Origin of the sequence: Nocardia sp. bgisy134 (genome assembly GCF_965341865.1) — a bacterium.
Classification (GTDB): domain Bacteria; phylum Actinomycetota; class Actinomycetes; order Mycobacteriales; family Mycobacteriaceae; genus Nocardia.
This window is the reverse complement of record NZ_CBDQZP010000001.1, coordinates 396,095-411,697: the sequence shown is the minus strand read 5'-3', so window position 1 is coordinate 411,697 and position 15,603 is coordinate 396,095. Positions and strand designations below refer to the sequence as shown.

Below are 15,603 nucleotides of genomic sequence, written 5' to 3'. Positions count from 1 at the left end.
ACCGACCGATGGAACGGACCGCCCATGGCCTACGGACGAACCACGATTCCGCCCCTCCCCCTGCTGCGCGCCGTCGAACGCTTTCGCGACGCGCTGGCCGTGCTACATCGGAGAACGGTCCCCGGCCACATCGCGCTGATGGAGATGATGACGTCCGGCTGGCTGGCGCAGGCCATCGCGACGGCCGCCGAGCTCGGCATCGCCGACGAGCTCGCTCACGGTCCGCGACAGGGCTCGGAGCTGGCCACCGCGGTGGGCGCCGACGAGGACGCGCTGCACCGGCTGTTGCGCCTGCTGATCAGCCACGGCATCTTCGCGCGGCGGCGTGACGGCGCCTACCGGCTGACCCCGCAGGCGCGGGCACTGTGCCGGGACAACCCGGTCTCACTGCGCGACGCCTTCCTGTTCTTCGGGTCCGCCCAGCATCGCGGCCACTGGTCGCATCTCACCGACGCGGTGCGCACCGGCACGCCCGTGGGGCCCGCGCTGAACGGGATGCCGTTCTTCGACTACGTGCAGACCGACCGCGAGCTCGGCGAGCTGTTCGACAACGCGATGACGAGCATCAGCACACTCGCCCTCGAACCGCTCTTGGCCGCACACGATTTCGCGCGCTACGACACCATCGTCGACGTCGGCGGCGGCCACGGCAGCCTGCTCGCCGAGATCCTGCTCCGCGCACCGCGATCCCGCGGCATCCTGTTCGACCTGCCCGAGGTGGTCGCCGACGCGGCGCCGGGTCTGGCCGAACGCGGCGTGATCGATCGCTGCACCGTCACGGCCGGATCGTTCTTCGAGTCCGTACCCGAAGGCGGCGACGCCTACCTGCTCAAGCACATCATCCACGATTGGCCGGAACCGGACGCGGGCCGGATCCTGCGCACGCTGCGCACCGTCATGCGCCCCGACGCGCGGCTGCTGCTCGTCGAACTGGTTCTGCCCGAGCACAATCGGCCGCATCCCGGCAAGTACATCGATATCGAGATGCTGGTGAACGCCGGGGGCCGCGAACGGACCGAATCGGACTATCGAGAGCTGTTGGCGCGCTATGGCTTCACGTTGCTGCGCGTCATCCCGACCGCGTCACCGGACAATATCCTGGAAGCATACCCGGCCGATCGGTAGCATCGTGGCAGTGCTCCAGAGGGGGAAGCCATGGCACACGACGAATCTCGCGATCGTTCCGAGGACCCGCGCGCGCACTGGCGGCATCTGCCGCCGGAGCCGCCGGAGCCCACGCGGCACATCGAGGAGATCTATGTCGGACCCAGCGCGTCCGACTACGCCCTCCCTGCCGCCGACCCCGATCAGGACTTCATCCGGCGCTACGGCGGCTGACGCTCAGGTCGTGCACACCAACGCCTGCGCTATCAGCGCGAGGTAGAGGGCGAACACGAAGGCTACGGCAGGCAGGACCGGATGTTCGGGCTTGCCCGAACGCAGGAACCGCCATTCCCCGTACACCGGAATCAGCAACAGCGCCACGGGAATCCACGCCGCGACGGCTCGCACACCGCTGCGCTCCCACGGCTGGACCAGAACCGAATCGACCGCCACCGCGAGCACGGCGAACCCGAGGATCGCGACCGCACAACCCGTGACCCCCCACCGATTCGAGTACAGGTGCTCCCCCGGCCGCCGTTCCCGTGCGGTCTTGCGGGCGAACTCGAAATGCAGGAACGCGCCCGCGAAGATCGCCACGGCGGCGACCGCCTGCCACCGGGCGGCGACCTCTCCGGTGTCGATCGCCGAGATGAGCACGTAGCCTGCGATCAGGATCTGAATCGGGTACGTGACGACGAGATTGAGCAGGATTCCGGTGCGCACCGCGGCCGACCACCGCTCCACGGCCCACAGGAACAATCCGTACGCCAGGACCGCCGCGATCGCCACGCCGGAGACCGCCGCCAGGACGAGACTCGCGCCGACCGCTCCGATCGCCAGCACGCCCATGGCCGCGCGCAGCTCGCCCGTGCTCACCGCACCCGTGACCAGGGGCCGATCCGGATTGTGCACCCGGTCGTAGTCCAGGTCCTTCTGTTCGTCGACCATCCGCAGATACAGCAGCACGAAGGCGACGACGACGATGCGCGAAACTGTGGCCGAGCTCGGCTGCCACGGTGTCTCCGGCTGGGACACCAGGGCCGCCGTCCCCTCCAAGGCCAGCACGAAGACGACGGCGTAGAGCAGGTAGTGCGGCTTGTACATCACGGCGGTGAAGCGCGCGAGACGCCGCACCGAATCGAGCGGGCTCGGCGCCCGCACCTCGCTGTTCACGCCCCGCCCCACCGCTCCCACGCCGTGACCTCGGTCGCGGGCAGCCTGCGCGGGGTCTCCTTCGGCGGGCCGGGCAGCAGGTGCGCGACCGGAAGCAGCGCGACCTGCGTGACCTCGTCGAAGGGGATGGCCAGCAGCTCGGCGACCTCGCGCTCGTAGGCCAGGTGAGCGGTGGTCATGGTGCCGCCGAGCCCCCGGTCGTGCAGTGCGAGCAGGAAATTCCAGACGGCCGGATAGATCGAGCCGTAGAAGCTGGCCAGGTGCAGCGCCGAACCGGTCGCGGGCGGGCGGCCCAGCGAGCACGCCAGCACCAGCGCGGGCACCTCGTGCATGCGTTCGGCCAGGTATTGGCCGGAGGCTAGGTCGCCGAGCTGATCGGGTCGCGGGGTGCGGGCGGACAGGTACGCCGCGAAACCCTTGCGGTAGAACTCCGCGATCTGCTGCCGGGTGCGCGGGTCCTGGACGACGAGGAAGCGCCACGGCTGCCGGTTGGTGCCGCTCGGCGCGTGTGCGGCGGTGTCGAGGCAGTCCAGCAGCTCGGCGCGGTCCACGGGGCGGGTGAGGTCGAGTCGTCTGCGGAACGCGCGGGTCGTCCGCAGCAGCTCGGCGGCGTTCATCGTGGGTCCGCGAGTGACTCGGAATCCAAAGCGTCCGCGTCAAATTCGAGGTCGACGCAGGCCGCGACGGCGCCGGCCTGCCGGATCTCGCAGTGCACGACGGTGGTGTCGAGGCCGGGCTCGGTGATCTCGGCGACGCACTCGGCGTGCAGATCCAGTTCCACGAACCGGTCGAAGGTGCTTGCCAGACAGACCAATCGGGGCTGGTCGCGCAGCACCATGCTCAGCGCGGTCTGCCTGCACGCCTCGATCAGCAGGCTGCCCGGCACGTGGTCGAGCTGGTGATCGAACAGGAACGGATGGGACAGATCGGGGACGAGGGCGGCACGGGCGACGCGACCGTCCCTTTCCGGGGCCGCGATCACGACATTGCGCCGGTTCTCCCGGCCGACCACGGCCGCCTCGGCGCGCTCGCCCAGCGCCGCCGCCCCGTGAAAGGCGCCGATTCCCAGGCTCTCTCGGAATTGATCACGCAGCGCGGCCCACTGCCTCGGCGTCGTCCAGGAGAACGAACCGTCCACGGTGAGCATCGGCTCGCCGCCGGAGAAGATCTCCAGCACCATGTCCAAGCCCTGCAATGCCTCGCCGCGGCGATGCCTGCGCGGTACCCGCACCTGCATCACCAGATCGGCGGGTGCGATGCCGATCTCCCACGCCGGGGTGTCCGAGCCGGTGCCGTTGAAGGTCCGCACGATGAACGCCATATCCGCGGGCACGCCGTAGAACTCGTGGGTCGAGGCGATCGCCGCCTGCCGCGCTGCCTCCATCACCACCAGTGGGTCGTGACGCATGCCGAGCGATCCGGCGTGGTCGCCGTAATAGGCATGCATGCGAGGTAGTTGCGCACCGACCAGGAAGGCGTCGGGCCCGATGGCGTCCAGTGAGGTGACGAACACCTCCGAGACCGCGCAGCGGTGCGCCTGCTGCCTGGGGATGGTGCGGTTGTGCGTGGCGGTCTTCTCGACTGCCGCGGGTGTTGTCACGATCGGCCCTCCAACCATTCTCGCGCGGCCACCGGCGGCAGCGTCTGGCGCTGCGAGCCGACCCGCATCGGAAGCACATAGGACCCGAGCACCAGGACCGACCAGGGATCCAGCTCCGCGCCCGCGGCCCACGCCGAATACAGCAGCCGCGCACCGTCCGCGTCTTCGGCCGGGCCCGCGTCGATTCCGGCGCGGCGCAGCGCGTCCAGGATCGAGCGCAGCGCGTCGTCGCGGTCGAAGCTGCGCACCGGGACACTCGCGTACAGATCGGCGGCCAACGCGCTGACCGCCGCGGTGCGGTCCACCCGCGCCGCCGCTTGCCCGAGCAGATCCGCGCGGGTGTCCTCATCGAAGTAGACGGCCAGTTCGCGCAGCACGTCGGCCGGATCGTCGGGGGTGTGCACCAGGTTCAGCAGGAAGTTGTGCCTGCCGAGCACGTAACGGAGTTCGCCGGGTTTGCGTTCGCGCGGATCGGTGGCGCCCTTGCCCTCGGTGAGGCGGATCGGCACCGGCAGCGCGTCGTCTGTGCCGTGCACCACCAGCACCAGCACCTCCGAGATGCCGATCAGCAGATCGGCCAGCCGCCTGCGCTCGGGCGAGGCGATGTTCCACGCGAAGTACCACAGCGCGCGCACCAAGTGCCGGTTCACCCGCATCCGGTGCGCCGCGACGACGCGGAAACCGTTGGCGGGCAGCCATTGCAGGGTCGGTTCGATGGCGCGCGCCACGATCGCGTCCGGTTTGAGCAACAGCAACGAGTGCTGCCTGGCGAAGCCGACCGGATCGATGCCGAGGCGCTCGAGCTGTTCGACGGCCTCCTGCACGTACGTGTCGTCCGCGTAGGCGTCGATCTTGGCGGCGGTGGGCGTCAGCTCGGCGAGCAGCGCGTGCAGCGACGCGCCGCCTCGATCCAGTGGCGTCGCCGTCATCGCGGCACTCCGCCGAAACCGTTGGCGGCCAACACTTCGTCGATCGAAGGCAGCGGAACGCCGAGGTAGCCGGATTCCAGGCAGTAGTCCAGCAGCAGGCGCAGGTACTCCTTGCCGGTGGGCGGCGCGGGGCGGCCGAGCAGTATTTCGGCGCCGGTGGTGTCGAAGTCGAGCCTGCGCACGAAGTAGCTGGTGTAGAGCGCGCCGATCCGGCGGTAGTACTCGCGCTCGACCGGATCCAGATCGTCCTCGGCGAACGCCGATTCCGGCACGAAGGTCGCCACCTCGAAGGACGGGTACTCGGCCAGCACGTCGGACACCTCGCGCAGCGAGAGCGCGTCGCGACCGAGCGCGTGCAGCGTGCGGTACCTCGCCGAGTCGAAATCCAGTACGGCCGCAGCGATCACGTCGGCCACGTGGTCGACCGGCGCCAGCGCCAGCGTGGCGTCGTAGCGGCCGGGCAGGGTCCGCAGCTTGCCCTCGACCATCAGCTTCACGACGGTGTAAAGGTTCTTGTATTCGCGGATCTCCCCGGTGGACACAGCGCCCGTGACGATGCCGGGCCGCACGATCGCCCACTGGAGTCCCTGCTCGTCTGCCGCACGCACCATTTGTTCGGCGCGGAACTTGCTGCGCTCGTAGCCGTTTCCGAACGACTGGCCGACGTCGAGCTCGTCCTCGCGGACCGTCCCTCCGCGCATCCCGCACACGTACGCGGTGCTGACGTGCACCAGCGGCACATCCCACTCCAGCGCCAAGGCGATCGCGTGTTCTGCGCCGCGCACGTTGAGCTCGTCGTAGTCGGCGGCGGGCGCGTCGAAGGCGGTGGTGGCCGCGCAGTGCACGATCACGCCCACGCGCTCGGCCAGGTCGGCCGTGTCGCGCGCCGACAGGCCGAAGCCGGGGCGGCGGATGTCACCCGCCACCGGCGTGCCCGCCTCCAGGACCGTGCCGTCGTTGCGGACGATCTCGGCGTTGCTGTGCAGCACCGCGGCGACCGGCCTGCTCGCGGCCGAGAGCCGAGCGACCACCTCGGCGCCGACCAGGCCGGTCGCACCGGTGACCAGCACGGTCTCGCGCTCACCCATGACCGTTCCCCCGTGATGCGCCCACGACCAGCGCGATCACCTCGCCGACCCGGCGGACCCCGACGAGGTCCTCCGGACGTTGCCTCGGTAGCTCGAAAGCCCGCTCCAACGCCACGGTCAGCTCCATCAGGCGCAGCGAGTCGAAGCCGAGATCTTCCACGAGGCGGTGCTCGTCGGCGAGGTCGGCGGGCGGTTGCGGCGCCATGGTGTGGACGAGGCGTCGCGCCCGGGCGGCCAGGGTGGTGTCGGCGACGGCGGTCATGAGGGTTCGCTTTCCCGGAGATGGGGCTGGTGGCCACCGGTGGTGAGCAGGTCGCGAGCCTCGTCGAGAGGCAGGTCGGTGTTCAGGTAGGCGGCCAGCCGCAGCCAGTCGTAGCCGATCGCGAGGGTGCGCCGCCACTGTTCGCGCGAGTCGAACGAGGCGGGGAAGACGAGCGCCGAATCGGCGCCGCCCGCCACCTCGCGCACCAACGCGACGAAATCGTCTAGGGTCGCCAGCCCCGCCACAGTGTCGCCGCCGCGCAGTAGTTCCGAGAACCGCACCCGGCGTGCGGCATCGAGCCGAGCCAGCACCTCCGCGCGCCGCCGCGTGCCCGGCGGCACCGAGCGCGCGACCGTGGCGACCGGCGCCACGTCGGCGGGCAGCGGATGAACGCCGAAGGCGGACAGCAAGACCCGCACCGCCATGGCGACCATGCGATGCGCGGCGATATCGGCGACACCACCCTGCCCGTTCTTCACCGCGCCAGCCAGATCCTCCCTGGCGTTCTCCAGCACGATGTTCGACCACACCAGGTGCAGTGCGCACTCGGTGAAGCGGCGCGCGGGCAGCGGCGCGAGGGTGACGATCGCGTCGTCGCGGGCCGCGCCGGTCAGTCCCAGCGCGGGCCGGTGCGCGCTCGGCACCGGCGTGTAGGGCGCGACGGGCTTGCACATGGCGAGCGCGGGTTCGATCGGGCCCGCGCCGCGCCACTGCAACCCGACCAGGCCGAGTCGCACGAATTCGGCCAGTTCCGTGGTGATGTCGCGTGGGGCGTGGGCAAGGACGTCGCGCAGGGAATGCTTGAAGACCACCGATCGCCAGGCGCGGGCAGCGTCGTCCGAGAGCGCGAAGACGTCGCGGTCGTGGCGGACGACGTGCACCCGGCCGCCGATGGTCCACGTCGTCACGCCGGGGCGGCGGGCGAACAGGATGCGGTGCGGGTCGTCGGTCGTTTCCTCGATGCCGAGATCGGCAACCAGTTGCCAGAGCGGCCGCCAGGTCGTGTCTTCGGCCGCGCGGCGCGCTCGGGAGTCCGGGAGGAAGGCCGGGGTGTCAGGGTGCGACACCGCCTGTGCCGATCCGGATGCTGTGGCGGACAACGAGTCCGGCTCGACTGTGCGGTGTCCATTGGTCGTCGGCTCGGGCATGGCGTCACCGTTGTCCCCTCGGAGGGTCTCGAAGGTCCACGTCCCGGGGTCGCTCAGCTCCCGGTAGCGGTCGATGACATCGCGAGGGCCGATGCGATCGAGCTGGCTCGGCAGCCATTTGGTCTCGAGATAGGTCTCGCCACGGCGGGCCGCCCACGCCTTCATGGCTTGCAGCAGTCCGTCGCGGGCCCATTCGCTCGCCTCGTCGTGCGCGCGCAGCGTGCGCAGCGCCGCGGCATAACGCAGCGCCTGCACCGCGCGGGCCGTCCACCACTCCGACATCCGAGTTCGGAAGTCGTCGTGCGGAAGCAGCGCGCGCAAGCCGTCGATGTCCACCGCGCCGGGCCGGGCCACCGTGGCGCGCAGGAAACGCTGGCAGCGGTTGAGCAGATCCTCGTTCAGCGCCGCCGGATCGCCCGCGGCCGCCTGACCGAGCTGACGTCGCAGCTGTGCCACCGAGCGGGTGCGGACCTCCACGCGGCGACCGTCGATGAACAGGACCGTCGGCAAGGTCGGCAGGTCCTCGCTTCCGGGGACGACCGCGAGGAAGTCCACGTCGGAGCCTTCGTTGCCGAAGCCTTCGGCCAGCGATCCTTCGAACAGCACCGCCGAATCATCGTGCAGTGCAATACTTTCCAGCGCGGAATCGAGGAGTCGACGCACGCGCTCGGTCGGCAGGGCGGGCACCGGCTCGGCGGATGCCAATGGCCGAACGTCCTCCGTGCGCTCGGCGCGGGACACCATCGATCGCGGGCCGTCCGGCGCCGCGCCGTCCGCGTCTGCGGATCGGCGGTCTTCGGGGGCAGCGGATCCGGGCTGCGCGGCGGCGGTCAGTGCGGTTGTTCCATCGGCTTCGTGGACTTCCACCCCAGTGAGTTCGCCGTCCCGGAACAGCTGCCACAGGTGGCGGCGGCGCGGCTTACCACTGGACGTGCGCCGGATGGTGCCCCGAGGACCCGTGACGATGGTGATCGCGGCGGCGGGGCCGAGCTCACCGCGAATCACCCTGTGCGCCTGAGCTATCCAGTCGCCGGAGGGGGCTTCGGCGAACAGCGCGATGCCCGGTGCGCCTATTTCGGTGAGCGCGACAGCGGCCAGTTTGCCTTTGGTGAGACCGGTCTCCCCCGCCACCCGGGATTCGATGTCTTCCATGAACACCGAGCGCCCGCGCACCTTGAGGCTGGTGCCCATCCTTCCGAGCACGAAAACCTCACCGCGGTACAGGAATCCGGCATCGCCGGTGCGGAGCTCGCCGTCCCGGATCCGGGTCGCGCCGCCGTCGTCGTCCCCGGTGTAGCCCATGGCCACCGAATCGCCGACGACCACTAGTTCGCCGAGCACGCCGTCGGGCAGCTCGCGCCCCGCCTCGTTCACCGCGCGGACGGTCGATTCCGGTGTCGAAAACCCCAGGCCGGTGATCCACCCCGAGCCCTCGACCCGGTGGGCGTCGTCCAGGGTCGCCTCGGTCAGCACCCGAACCGGTTGGCCGAAGCGCAGATTCGGCGTATCGAGGCGCAGCGCGGTGATCGGCCGTCGCCGGGCCGAGGAGGTCACCATGAGCGTGGCCTCGGCCAGTCCGTAGGCCAGGGTGTAGGCGTCCGTCGAGAATCCGCGGGGGCGGGTGAGCTCGGCGAACGCCTGCAGGTCGGCCACCTCCACCGGCTCGGAGCCGACGGCCAGAGTGCGCCAAGCGGACAGGTCCAGATCGGCGATCTCCTCCGGCCGGACGCGGTGCGCCACATAGCCCAACGCGAACGACGGCGAGGGCGTGTGCTGGGCCGAGGCCATCGCGCGCAGCCAACGAGCCGGGTCGCGGACGAACTGGTCCGGGCGCATCAGGTAGAGATCGCCTTGGTTCGTGACGGTCGTCAGGAACGCGCCGACCAGGCCCATATCGTGGTAGAGCGGCAGCCACGACACCATGGCCTCGCCGGGACGCCAGTCGACGAGCCGGGAGATCATGGCGATGTTGTTCGCCAAATTGCGCCAGCTGACCCGCACCCCGCGCGGCGTGCCGGTCGAACCCGAGGTGAACTGCAACAACGCGCAGTCCGCTGGTGCGCCCAGTTCGCGCCGGACGGGCGCCTGCGGCCGCCGTGCCCCGATCACCAGCGGCTCGTCGGTCCGATCGGCGGCGACCGCCGCCCGGCGCACCAGGTCCTCGAATTCCGGCGAGGTCACGACCAGCCGCGGCTCGGCGGCGGCGAGGATGGCGGCGATGTGCGCGACGATCTGGTCGAGATCGCCGAACATGGGCGGCGCGATCGGCGTGAACACACCGCCGCAGGCCCAGACCGCGTAAAAGGCTGCGGTGCAGGCGAATCCGGTGGGCATGATCACGCAGGCGCCCGCGCCGCCCGCGAGTCCGTGTTCCCGCATCAGCGCGGCGATGGACCACGACTGCTCGGCGAGTTCGTGATAGCTGCGAAACTCCCAGCCGTCGGCCTCGTCGGCCAGGTGGACGCCCGTCTCCCGCGCCGGCCGCAGGAGCCAATCTCGCACGGCCGCAACATCTTTGTCAGATACCATCGCGGTGATCTCCTTCGGACAGCACAGTAACCGTTCCGGCCGTTCCGTCCACCCGAATTCGCATACTGGTCCGTATTCTCTTCGTGACGTCCTTGACCTGAACGACGGTCGGCACCCCGAGCTCGCGCGCCACGATCGCCACGTGGGTCAGCGGGCTGCCGCGCTCGATCACCAGCGCCGACGCCGAGGGCAGCGCCGCGACCCAGCCGGGGTCGGTCCGGTAGGCCACCAGGATGCCGCCCGCGACATCGCCCGGCTCGCCGACGACCACCGCGTCGCCTTCCACGATTCCCGCCGCCGACGGCGTGCCGCCGAGGACGGTGCCCACCGCCGCCGCGGGCATCTCACGGACCGGCACCCAGCCCTGCGCGGCCAGTTCCGCCCGACCGAACGCGCCACCCCTGGTGACGAACCGCGCGGGCGCGACCAGCTCGGCGTCGGCGGCGCACTGCGCCTTGCGGGCGGCGACCAGCGCGCGCAACGGACCGGTGTCGGCGCCCTCGTAGCAGCCGCGCAGTTCGTCCACCGTCAGGTGGAACACGTCGGCGAACTCGTCCAGCACGCCGCGTTCCGCCAGATCCCGGCCCATCGCCCGGATCATCCGCTTCACCATGCCGAAAGCCCTGGTGCGGCAGAACCGCAGGCGCTCGCGATGGGCGGCGCACCGCGACACCTTGCCCCGCAGGCGCTCGTAGACCCGGCGGCGTGCGCCGCGCACATGGGCGTCGAGATAAGCCTCCGCCTCGTCGCCCCGATCCGACGGCGCGGCCGCCTCGTGCACCCGGCCGAGCGCGCTGCGCAGCATGATGAACAGCCCCGAGGGGTCCTCACGCAGATCCGGCGTCTCCAGCTTCAGTTCGTCCAGGCTGCGGTAGCCGTAGCGGTCCAGGTAGGCGTCCACCTCGGCGCCGAAGCCGGGATGATCGGCCAGTGCGGCGAACAGCCGGTCCGGCGGGGTCGACCGCACCAGCGCCGTCAGCTCCGGATCCGCGTCCACCGTCCTGGCGAGCGCGGTCATCGCGCGGGCGGGCTCGGCCGATTCGACGTCGGCGCCGGGCCCGACGACCGCGTAGAGGAACCACTCGGGCGCCTTCGGTAGCAACGCTTTGGTCAGCGCGTAGAGCAGGCCGGTACAGGTCAGCAGGATCGCGTCGAGCACCATCAGCGGGCCCCACCGCTCGACGAGATCGCGATCGACCCTGCGGTAGGCGACATAGGCCTCTTCGCCGGACAGCGACGCGTAGTCGAGTCCGTCGTATTCGTCGTAGACGCGGTAGAACTCGGCGAGGAAGTCGTCGACCATGACGTCGATGCCGAACAGCCGGCGCAGATAGGTCGCCGTGGTCACCGCGCGGGAGCGCAGGCGGGCGAGCGGGTTGCGGAAGACGAAGGGCCGCAATGTCTTCGCGAGATCCTCGGCCAGCGGCTCGGCCACCCCGAGCGCGGCCTCCAGCACCCGGCGATTGAGCGGGTAGCCCGGCGCGATGCCCACCATCCGGTACCAGTGCAGCAGGTTGTAGTACACCCGGCCGTGAAAGTAGCCGAGCAGCACCGGAGTCCACGTGTCGGTCTGCCGCAGCTGGGCGGTCGGCACCCGCAGCGAGGCGGCGTAGCCGCGGTACACGCGACCGTAGATGTCCGCGGCGGTGGTGTAGGTCAGCGGGGAGGTGATGCCGCTGAAACTCTCGATGATGTTCGAGTTGTCCCAGATCCGCAGTTCGCCGGGCGCGAGCCGCTCACCCGCGCCGCGCAGCAGTGCGTCCGGTGTGTTCGCGGGCCGCAGTTCGGTGGTGATCGGGCGGGACTGGAGTACCCACAATCCCACGTCGTCGAGCGCCCACTCGATGTCCTGCGGTGCGCCGCAAACGATTTCGATCTTGCGACCGAGTTCCGCCAGCTCGGCGATCTCGGCGTCGGTGAGCACGGCGCGCTCGCGCAGCGCCGCCGCCACCTCGCCGACCTCGCACCCCTGCTCCGCGGCGGGGGTGTAGCGGCTCTCCTTGTCGCCGACGACCGTGTCCAGCACGGCGCCGGTCGCCTTCTCGACGGTCACCGTGTCCGCGTCCACCGCACCGGACACCAGGCCCTCGCCGAGGCCGTACACCGCGCTGATCACCAGTTCACCGGGCGCGCCGGTGCTGGGATTAGCGGTGAACAGCACGCCGCCGGCCCGTGCCGCCACCAGCCGTTGCAGCACCACGCCCGGCGCGCCGCCGACCGGAAGCGCCCGCGCGAAGGCGTACCGTATCGACCGCTCGGAGAAGGCGGACGCCCAGCAGTCCCGCACCCGGTCGGCCACCGCGGCGACCCCGTTGACGTTGAGGAAGGAGTCGAACTGTCCCGCGTAGGAGTGCTCGGCGCCGTCCTCGGCAACCGTCGAGGAGCGCACCGCGATCGGCCCGCCGCCGATCCTGGCGTACCCGTCGGCGATCAGTTCCCGCAGCTCGGCGGGCAGCGGCGCGGATTCGATCGCGGCGCGCAGTTCTGCGCCCAGCGCCAGCGCGCGCTCCAGGTCGTCCGCCGCGCCGATCGCGGAAACCCGCTCGGCCAGTCCGTGTTCGGCGAGAAAGCGCTCGAACGCGTCGGTCCCGAGCGCCACCCACTCCGGAACGCGGAAGCCGCCGTTCTGTACGGCGTGCAATCCGCGCGCCTTGCCGCCCGCCCGCGCGACGATCGTCGCCAGTTCGTCCCACGACCCGAGTACCTGCACGGCATCTCTCCCATCGCCCCTGATCGACGCGCCGGAGCCGGGCGCCCCGGGCTCGGTATCGGCCACGCGAAAACCAAGGGTTTGTCTGGATATATCCGAGTTGTCGGCTTGGCGTTAGCCCCTGATCCAGTGGTACCAGTTCCCGAACAGTTCGTCGCGCGGCGCGTGACACCGATATGCTGCGGGCAGTTCGTGGGTTCGGTGAGGAGTGATTCGGCGTGGGTTGGACGTTCACCCCGGACGAGTTCGCCCACGTCTGGCGGGAAACAGCGGTGGATCGTCACCCGTACCCGCTGCGCATCCTGGAGACGCCGCGCACCGAACACGAGGCCGAGGCGCTTCGCGCGCAGCTGAACCAGCGCCTGCCGCTCGGCGCCGACCCTGATCTGTCGGCTTGCCTGCGAATCCTCGCCGAACCGCACACCAGGATCGTCGCCATCGGCGGCGCGCACACCCCGAACACCGAACTGCGCCTGCTGGCCTGCACGGTGTACGACCGCGCGGTGCTCGCCGTCCAGGAACCCGGCGCCCGCGCCGATTTCGGCGGCCGCGTGCGCATCTCGATCGGGCACGCGAGCAAGCTCGGCAGCCGCATCGCCACGCTGCTGCCGAGAACACCCGCCGGGCGCGAACCCGCCCGCGCCGCCACCGCCGCCGCGGTCCGCGACACCGAGACCGTCGTCGCCGCCCAGCCCGCCGCGACCCTCATCCGCAGGCTGTTGCTCAAGCCGCACACCGCCGAGGGACACCTGCGCATCGAAGCGCGGCTGGACCGGGACGAACCAGTCCCCGCGATCCACTACACCTGGATCGATGTCCAGGGCGACGGGCGTTATCTGATCAAAGCAGGCGACACGGTGCACATCGTGCCTGCCTCGCCGGAGCAGATCGCCACACAACTCCAGAAACGCATTCCGGCACAGGCCAGGTGAGCGGTCGCCGCGGGTTCGTCCGGCGGCGCATGTTAGGCATACCTTCGTCTTCGCTGCGGTTTTCGACGGACTCCGTCCGGCGGCACCCATTAGGCTTAGGCGGACCGACCGATCAACGGGGGTGCGCATGACGATCGAGAGCAGCCGAGCCGATATAGCGCGGTTCAAGCAGGAAGCGCAGACAGGCACCGTCAAGTTCGACCCGGACGCCGCGCGGCGGTGCGCCGAGATGTACGAGAATCAGGCCGACCGGCTGATCTATCTGCAGCAACGGCTCGAATCCGTAGCCGAACTACAAGGATTCGGCGGCTTCGTCTCCGCGCAGCAACTACAGGCAGGCTTCGGACACAAAGCACGCGACGCGGCGGCACTGCTCGACCACTACATCGAGGCCGCCTACCGCATGAAGGAGGCGTTCCTGATCAGCGCCGGACTCTACGAAGAAGCCGACGCCGCCAACGCGGCCGCGCTGCGCGCGGTGGAAACGAGGCTGCCCCGATGACCGGCACCGACCCCACCTACATCAACTCGATGGAGCACTTCGAGTCGATACCGCACGAGGAGATCTACGCCAAGACCCAGCAGATCGACGCCGGTGAGATCCTGCGCGCGTCGGTCACCTGGCTCGAGGTCGCCGCCGCGCTGGCCACATCGATGCCGCTCACCCGCGGCGGGGCTGATCGCGTCATGAACGGCATGGAATGGGAGGGCGCGGCCGCGAGCGCCGCCTATGCGAGCACCCGCAGCTTCGCTTCCTCCGTCGACGAACTCAGCGCCGTGATGGGACAGGTCGGCGCGCGGCTCGGCGGCGTGGCGGCGGCGGCCGAAGCGGTCAAGCTGGCAGTCGTGCCGCCCGGCAGCTCCGGACCGATCGGCGCCATCGCGCAACTGCTCGAGGCGGCGAACGTCATCGACGCGCAGATGGCGCAGGAAGCGCTGCGGCAGGAAGCCGTGCTCGCGATGAACATGGTGTACAAGCCCGCCTACACGATGGCAGGCAACGGCGTCCCCGCACTGCCGGAACCGCCTGTGCTGTCCGCCGTTCCGGATGCCGGGGTGATCCCGCAGTCGTCGAACGGATCCGCGGGGTACGGGGCACCGGGCAGCGAAGCTCCCGAAGGGACGGAAAGCGTTCCGCCGGAGTCGGATTCGCAGCCGGAACCGCCCATCGATTCGGTACCCGATCCGTCGGCCCCGGAATCGCGGACGCCGACCCCCGACGCACCGCCTTCCCAAGACGTGCCACCGCCGACTCAGGAGGCCCCGGCACCGCCGACCACCGAGGCACCGCCGCCTACCCAAGACGTGCCACCGCCGACTCAGGAGGCCCCGGCACCGCCGACCACCGAGGCACCGCCGCCTACCCAAGACACGCCACCGCCTACCCAGGACATCCCGGCCCCGCCGACCCAGGACGCACCAGCGCCCACGCAAGAGGCTCCAGCACCGCCACCCACTCTCGACGCGCCACCAACCCAGGAAACTCCGGCACCGCCGACCCAGAACCCGCCGTCGCCTACCCAAGAGGCTCCGGTGCCGCCGCCGATCCACGAGCCGCCTACTCAGGACGTCCCACCCCCTACCCAGGAAGCCCCGGCACCGCCACCAACCCAGGCGCCACCGACCCTGGACACACCCCCGCCCGCCCAAGAGCCCCCGGCACCGCAAGCCCCGCCGACCCAGGACATTCCTGCCCCGCCGCCCACCCAGGCACCGCCTCCGCAGGAACCCCCGGCTCCGCCGACCCAGCAGGCACCCCCGCCTCCCCACCACACACCCGCTCCGCCACCCACCCAGGAGGCTCCGCCGCCACCCGCCCCACCATCCGGCGAAACCCAGCCGCTCCCCGACCTGGGCGGCCAACCCGGCGTCACCGGCCCCATCCCCGAAGCCCAAAACCAGGGCTCCTCCCACACCGACCAACCCGGCGTGGTCCCCCAATCCGGTGCAACCAGCTAACACACCGGAACCCCCAGAGCCTCGCCCCTTTCGCACTCCTCGCCCACACCACAACACCGCGAGGAGTGCAGAGGTATGCGAGCTGCATGTGGCCCTACCAGCACCAATTCGGCGCTAAGCCCCACTGCGGCAAGCGGTTTCGCGCGGCCACGCACACCGCTCGCATGCC

13 protein-coding genes are annotated in these 15,603 nt (G+C 70.5%); 5 read left to right on the top strand and 8 right to left on the bottom strand.

Going from position 1 to position 15,603, the window contains the following annotated elements; genetic code table 11:
• The first annotated feature begins 24 nt into the window (after nucleotides 1-24).
• Together ACRWNM_RS01780 and ACRWNM_RS01775 are read left to right on the top strand one after the other, a co-directional pair.
• The gene (locus tag ACRWNM_RS01780) at nucleotides 25-1,125 is read left to right on the top strand and encodes a methyltransferase (protein WP_431962730.1); all 1,101 of its coding nucleotides are present in this window, start codon (nucleotides 25-27) and stop codon (nucleotides 1,123-1,125) included.
• Between the two features lie 30 nt (nucleotides 1,126-1,155).
• The gene (locus ACRWNM_RS01775) at nucleotides 1,156-1,338 is read left to right on the top strand and encodes a hypothetical protein (RefSeq protein WP_431962728.1); all 183 of its coding nucleotides are present in this window, start codon (nucleotides 1,156-1,158) and stop codon (nucleotides 1,336-1,338) included.
• Between the two features lie 3 nt (nucleotides 1,339-1,341).
• Here the strand turns inward: ACRWNM_RS01775 and ACRWNM_RS01770 are convergent, their stop codons facing one another.
• The 8 genes from ACRWNM_RS01770 to ACRWNM_RS01735 are packed head-to-tail and all read right to left on the bottom strand — an operon-like array spanning nucleotide 1,342 to nucleotide 12,543.
• A complete protein-coding gene (locus ACRWNM_RS01770; protein ID WP_431962726.1) occupies nucleotides 1,342-2,298 on the bottom strand; it encodes a hypothetical protein in 957 nt (318 codons plus the stop codon).
• Nucleotides 2,274-2,894 (bottom strand): nitroreductase family protein, encoded by a 621-nt coding sequence (locus tag ACRWNM_RS01765; protein WP_431962724.1) that lies wholly within the window; start codon nucleotides 2,892-2,894, stop codon nucleotides 2,274-2,276. The genes ACRWNM_RS01770 and ACRWNM_RS01765 overlap by 25 nt, the downstream gene beginning before the upstream one ends.
• A complete protein-coding gene (locus tag ACRWNM_RS01760; protein WP_431962722.1) occupies nucleotides 2,891-3,877 on the bottom strand; it encodes a ScbA/BarX family gamma-butyrolactone biosynthesis protein in 987 nt (328 codons plus the stop codon). Before ACRWNM_RS01760 ends, ACRWNM_RS01765 begins: the two co-directional genes overlap by 4 nt.
• Entirely contained in the window at nucleotides 3,874-4,806 is a 933-nt protein-coding gene (locus ACRWNM_RS01755) for a nucleoside-diphosphate kinase (protein WP_431962720.1), read from the bottom strand. The genes ACRWNM_RS01760 and ACRWNM_RS01755 overlap by 4 nt, the downstream gene beginning before the upstream one ends.
• Entirely contained in the window at nucleotides 4,803-5,894 is a 1,092-nt protein-coding gene (locus ACRWNM_RS01750) for an SDR family oxidoreductase (RefSeq protein WP_431962718.1), read from the bottom strand. The genes ACRWNM_RS01755 and ACRWNM_RS01750 overlap by 4 nt, the downstream gene beginning before the upstream one ends.
• Complete coding sequence (locus ACRWNM_RS01745) at nucleotides 5,887-6,156, bottom strand: acyl carrier protein (RefSeq protein WP_431962716.1); 270 nt, start codon at nucleotides 6,154-6,156, stop codon at nucleotides 5,887-5,889. Before ACRWNM_RS01745 ends, ACRWNM_RS01750 begins: the two co-directional genes overlap by 8 nt.
• Nucleotides 6,153-9,806, bottom strand: coding sequence for an AMP-binding protein (locus ACRWNM_RS01740; protein ID WP_431962714.1), 3,654 nt, complete (start codon nucleotides 9,804-9,806; stop codon nucleotides 6,153-6,155). The genes ACRWNM_RS01745 and ACRWNM_RS01740 overlap by 4 nt, the downstream gene beginning before the upstream one ends.
• A gap of 16 nt (nucleotides 9,807-9,822) precedes the next feature.
• Nucleotides 9,823-12,543, bottom strand: coding sequence for a phosphoenolpyruvate synthase (locus ACRWNM_RS01735; protein ID WP_431962712.1), 2,721 nt, complete (start codon nucleotides 12,541-12,543; stop codon nucleotides 9,823-9,825).
• A 218-nt stretch (nucleotides 12,544-12,761) separates the two neighbouring features.
• Here ACRWNM_RS01735 and ACRWNM_RS01730 point away from each other — a divergent pair, with 218 nt between their 5' ends.
• The 3 genes from ACRWNM_RS01730 to ACRWNM_RS01720 all read left to right on the top strand — a co-directional run bounded on the left by ACRWNM_RS01730 (nucleotide 12,762) and on the right by ACRWNM_RS01720 (nucleotide 15,434).
• A complete protein-coding gene (locus ACRWNM_RS01730) occupies nucleotides 12,762-13,475 on the top strand; it encodes an ESX secretion-associated protein EspG (RefSeq protein WP_431962710.1) in 714 nt (237 codons plus the stop codon).
• 127 nt (nucleotides 13,476-13,602) lie between these two features.
• Nucleotides 13,603-13,977, top strand: coding sequence for a hypothetical protein (locus tag ACRWNM_RS01725; protein WP_431962708.1), 375 nt, complete (start codon nucleotides 13,603-13,605; stop codon nucleotides 13,975-13,977).
• Entirely contained in the window at nucleotides 13,974-15,434 is a 1,461-nt protein-coding gene (locus tag ACRWNM_RS01720) for a hypothetical protein (protein ID WP_431962706.1), read from the top strand. The genes ACRWNM_RS01725 and ACRWNM_RS01720 overlap by 4 nt, the downstream gene beginning before the upstream one ends.
• Nucleotides 15,435-15,603: the final 169 nt, after the last annotated feature.

Coding starts and splice junctions, on each gene's coding strand:
- ACRWNM_RS01780 (WP_431962730.1), top strand. CDS start 25: ATGGCCTACGGACGAACCACGATTCCGCCCCTCCCCCTGCTGCGCGCC.
- ACRWNM_RS01775 (WP_431962728.1), top strand. CDS start 1,156: ATGGCACACGACGAATCTCGCGATCGTTCCGAGGACCCGCGCGCGCAC.
- ACRWNM_RS01765 (WP_431962724.1), bottom strand. CDS start 2,894: ATGAACGCCGCCGAGCTGCTGCGGACGACCCGCGCGTTCCGCAGACGA.
- ACRWNM_RS01755 (WP_431962720.1), bottom strand. CDS start 4,806: ATGACGGCGACGCCACTGGATCGAGGCGGCGCGTCGCTGCACGCGCTG.
- ACRWNM_RS01750 (WP_431962718.1), bottom strand. CDS start 5,894: ATGGGTGAGCGCGAGACCGTGCTGGTCACCGGTGCGACCGGCCTGGTC.
- ACRWNM_RS01745 (WP_431962716.1), bottom strand. CDS start 6,156: ATGACCGCCGTCGCCGACACCACCCTGGCCGCCCGGGCGCGACGCCTC.
- ACRWNM_RS01725 (WP_431962708.1), top strand. CDS start 13,603: ATGACGATCGAGAGCAGCCGAGCCGATATAGCGCGGTTCAAGCAGGAA.
- ACRWNM_RS01720 (WP_431962706.1), top strand. CDS start 13,974: ATGACCGGCACCGACCCCACCTACATCAACTCGATGGAGCACTTCGAG.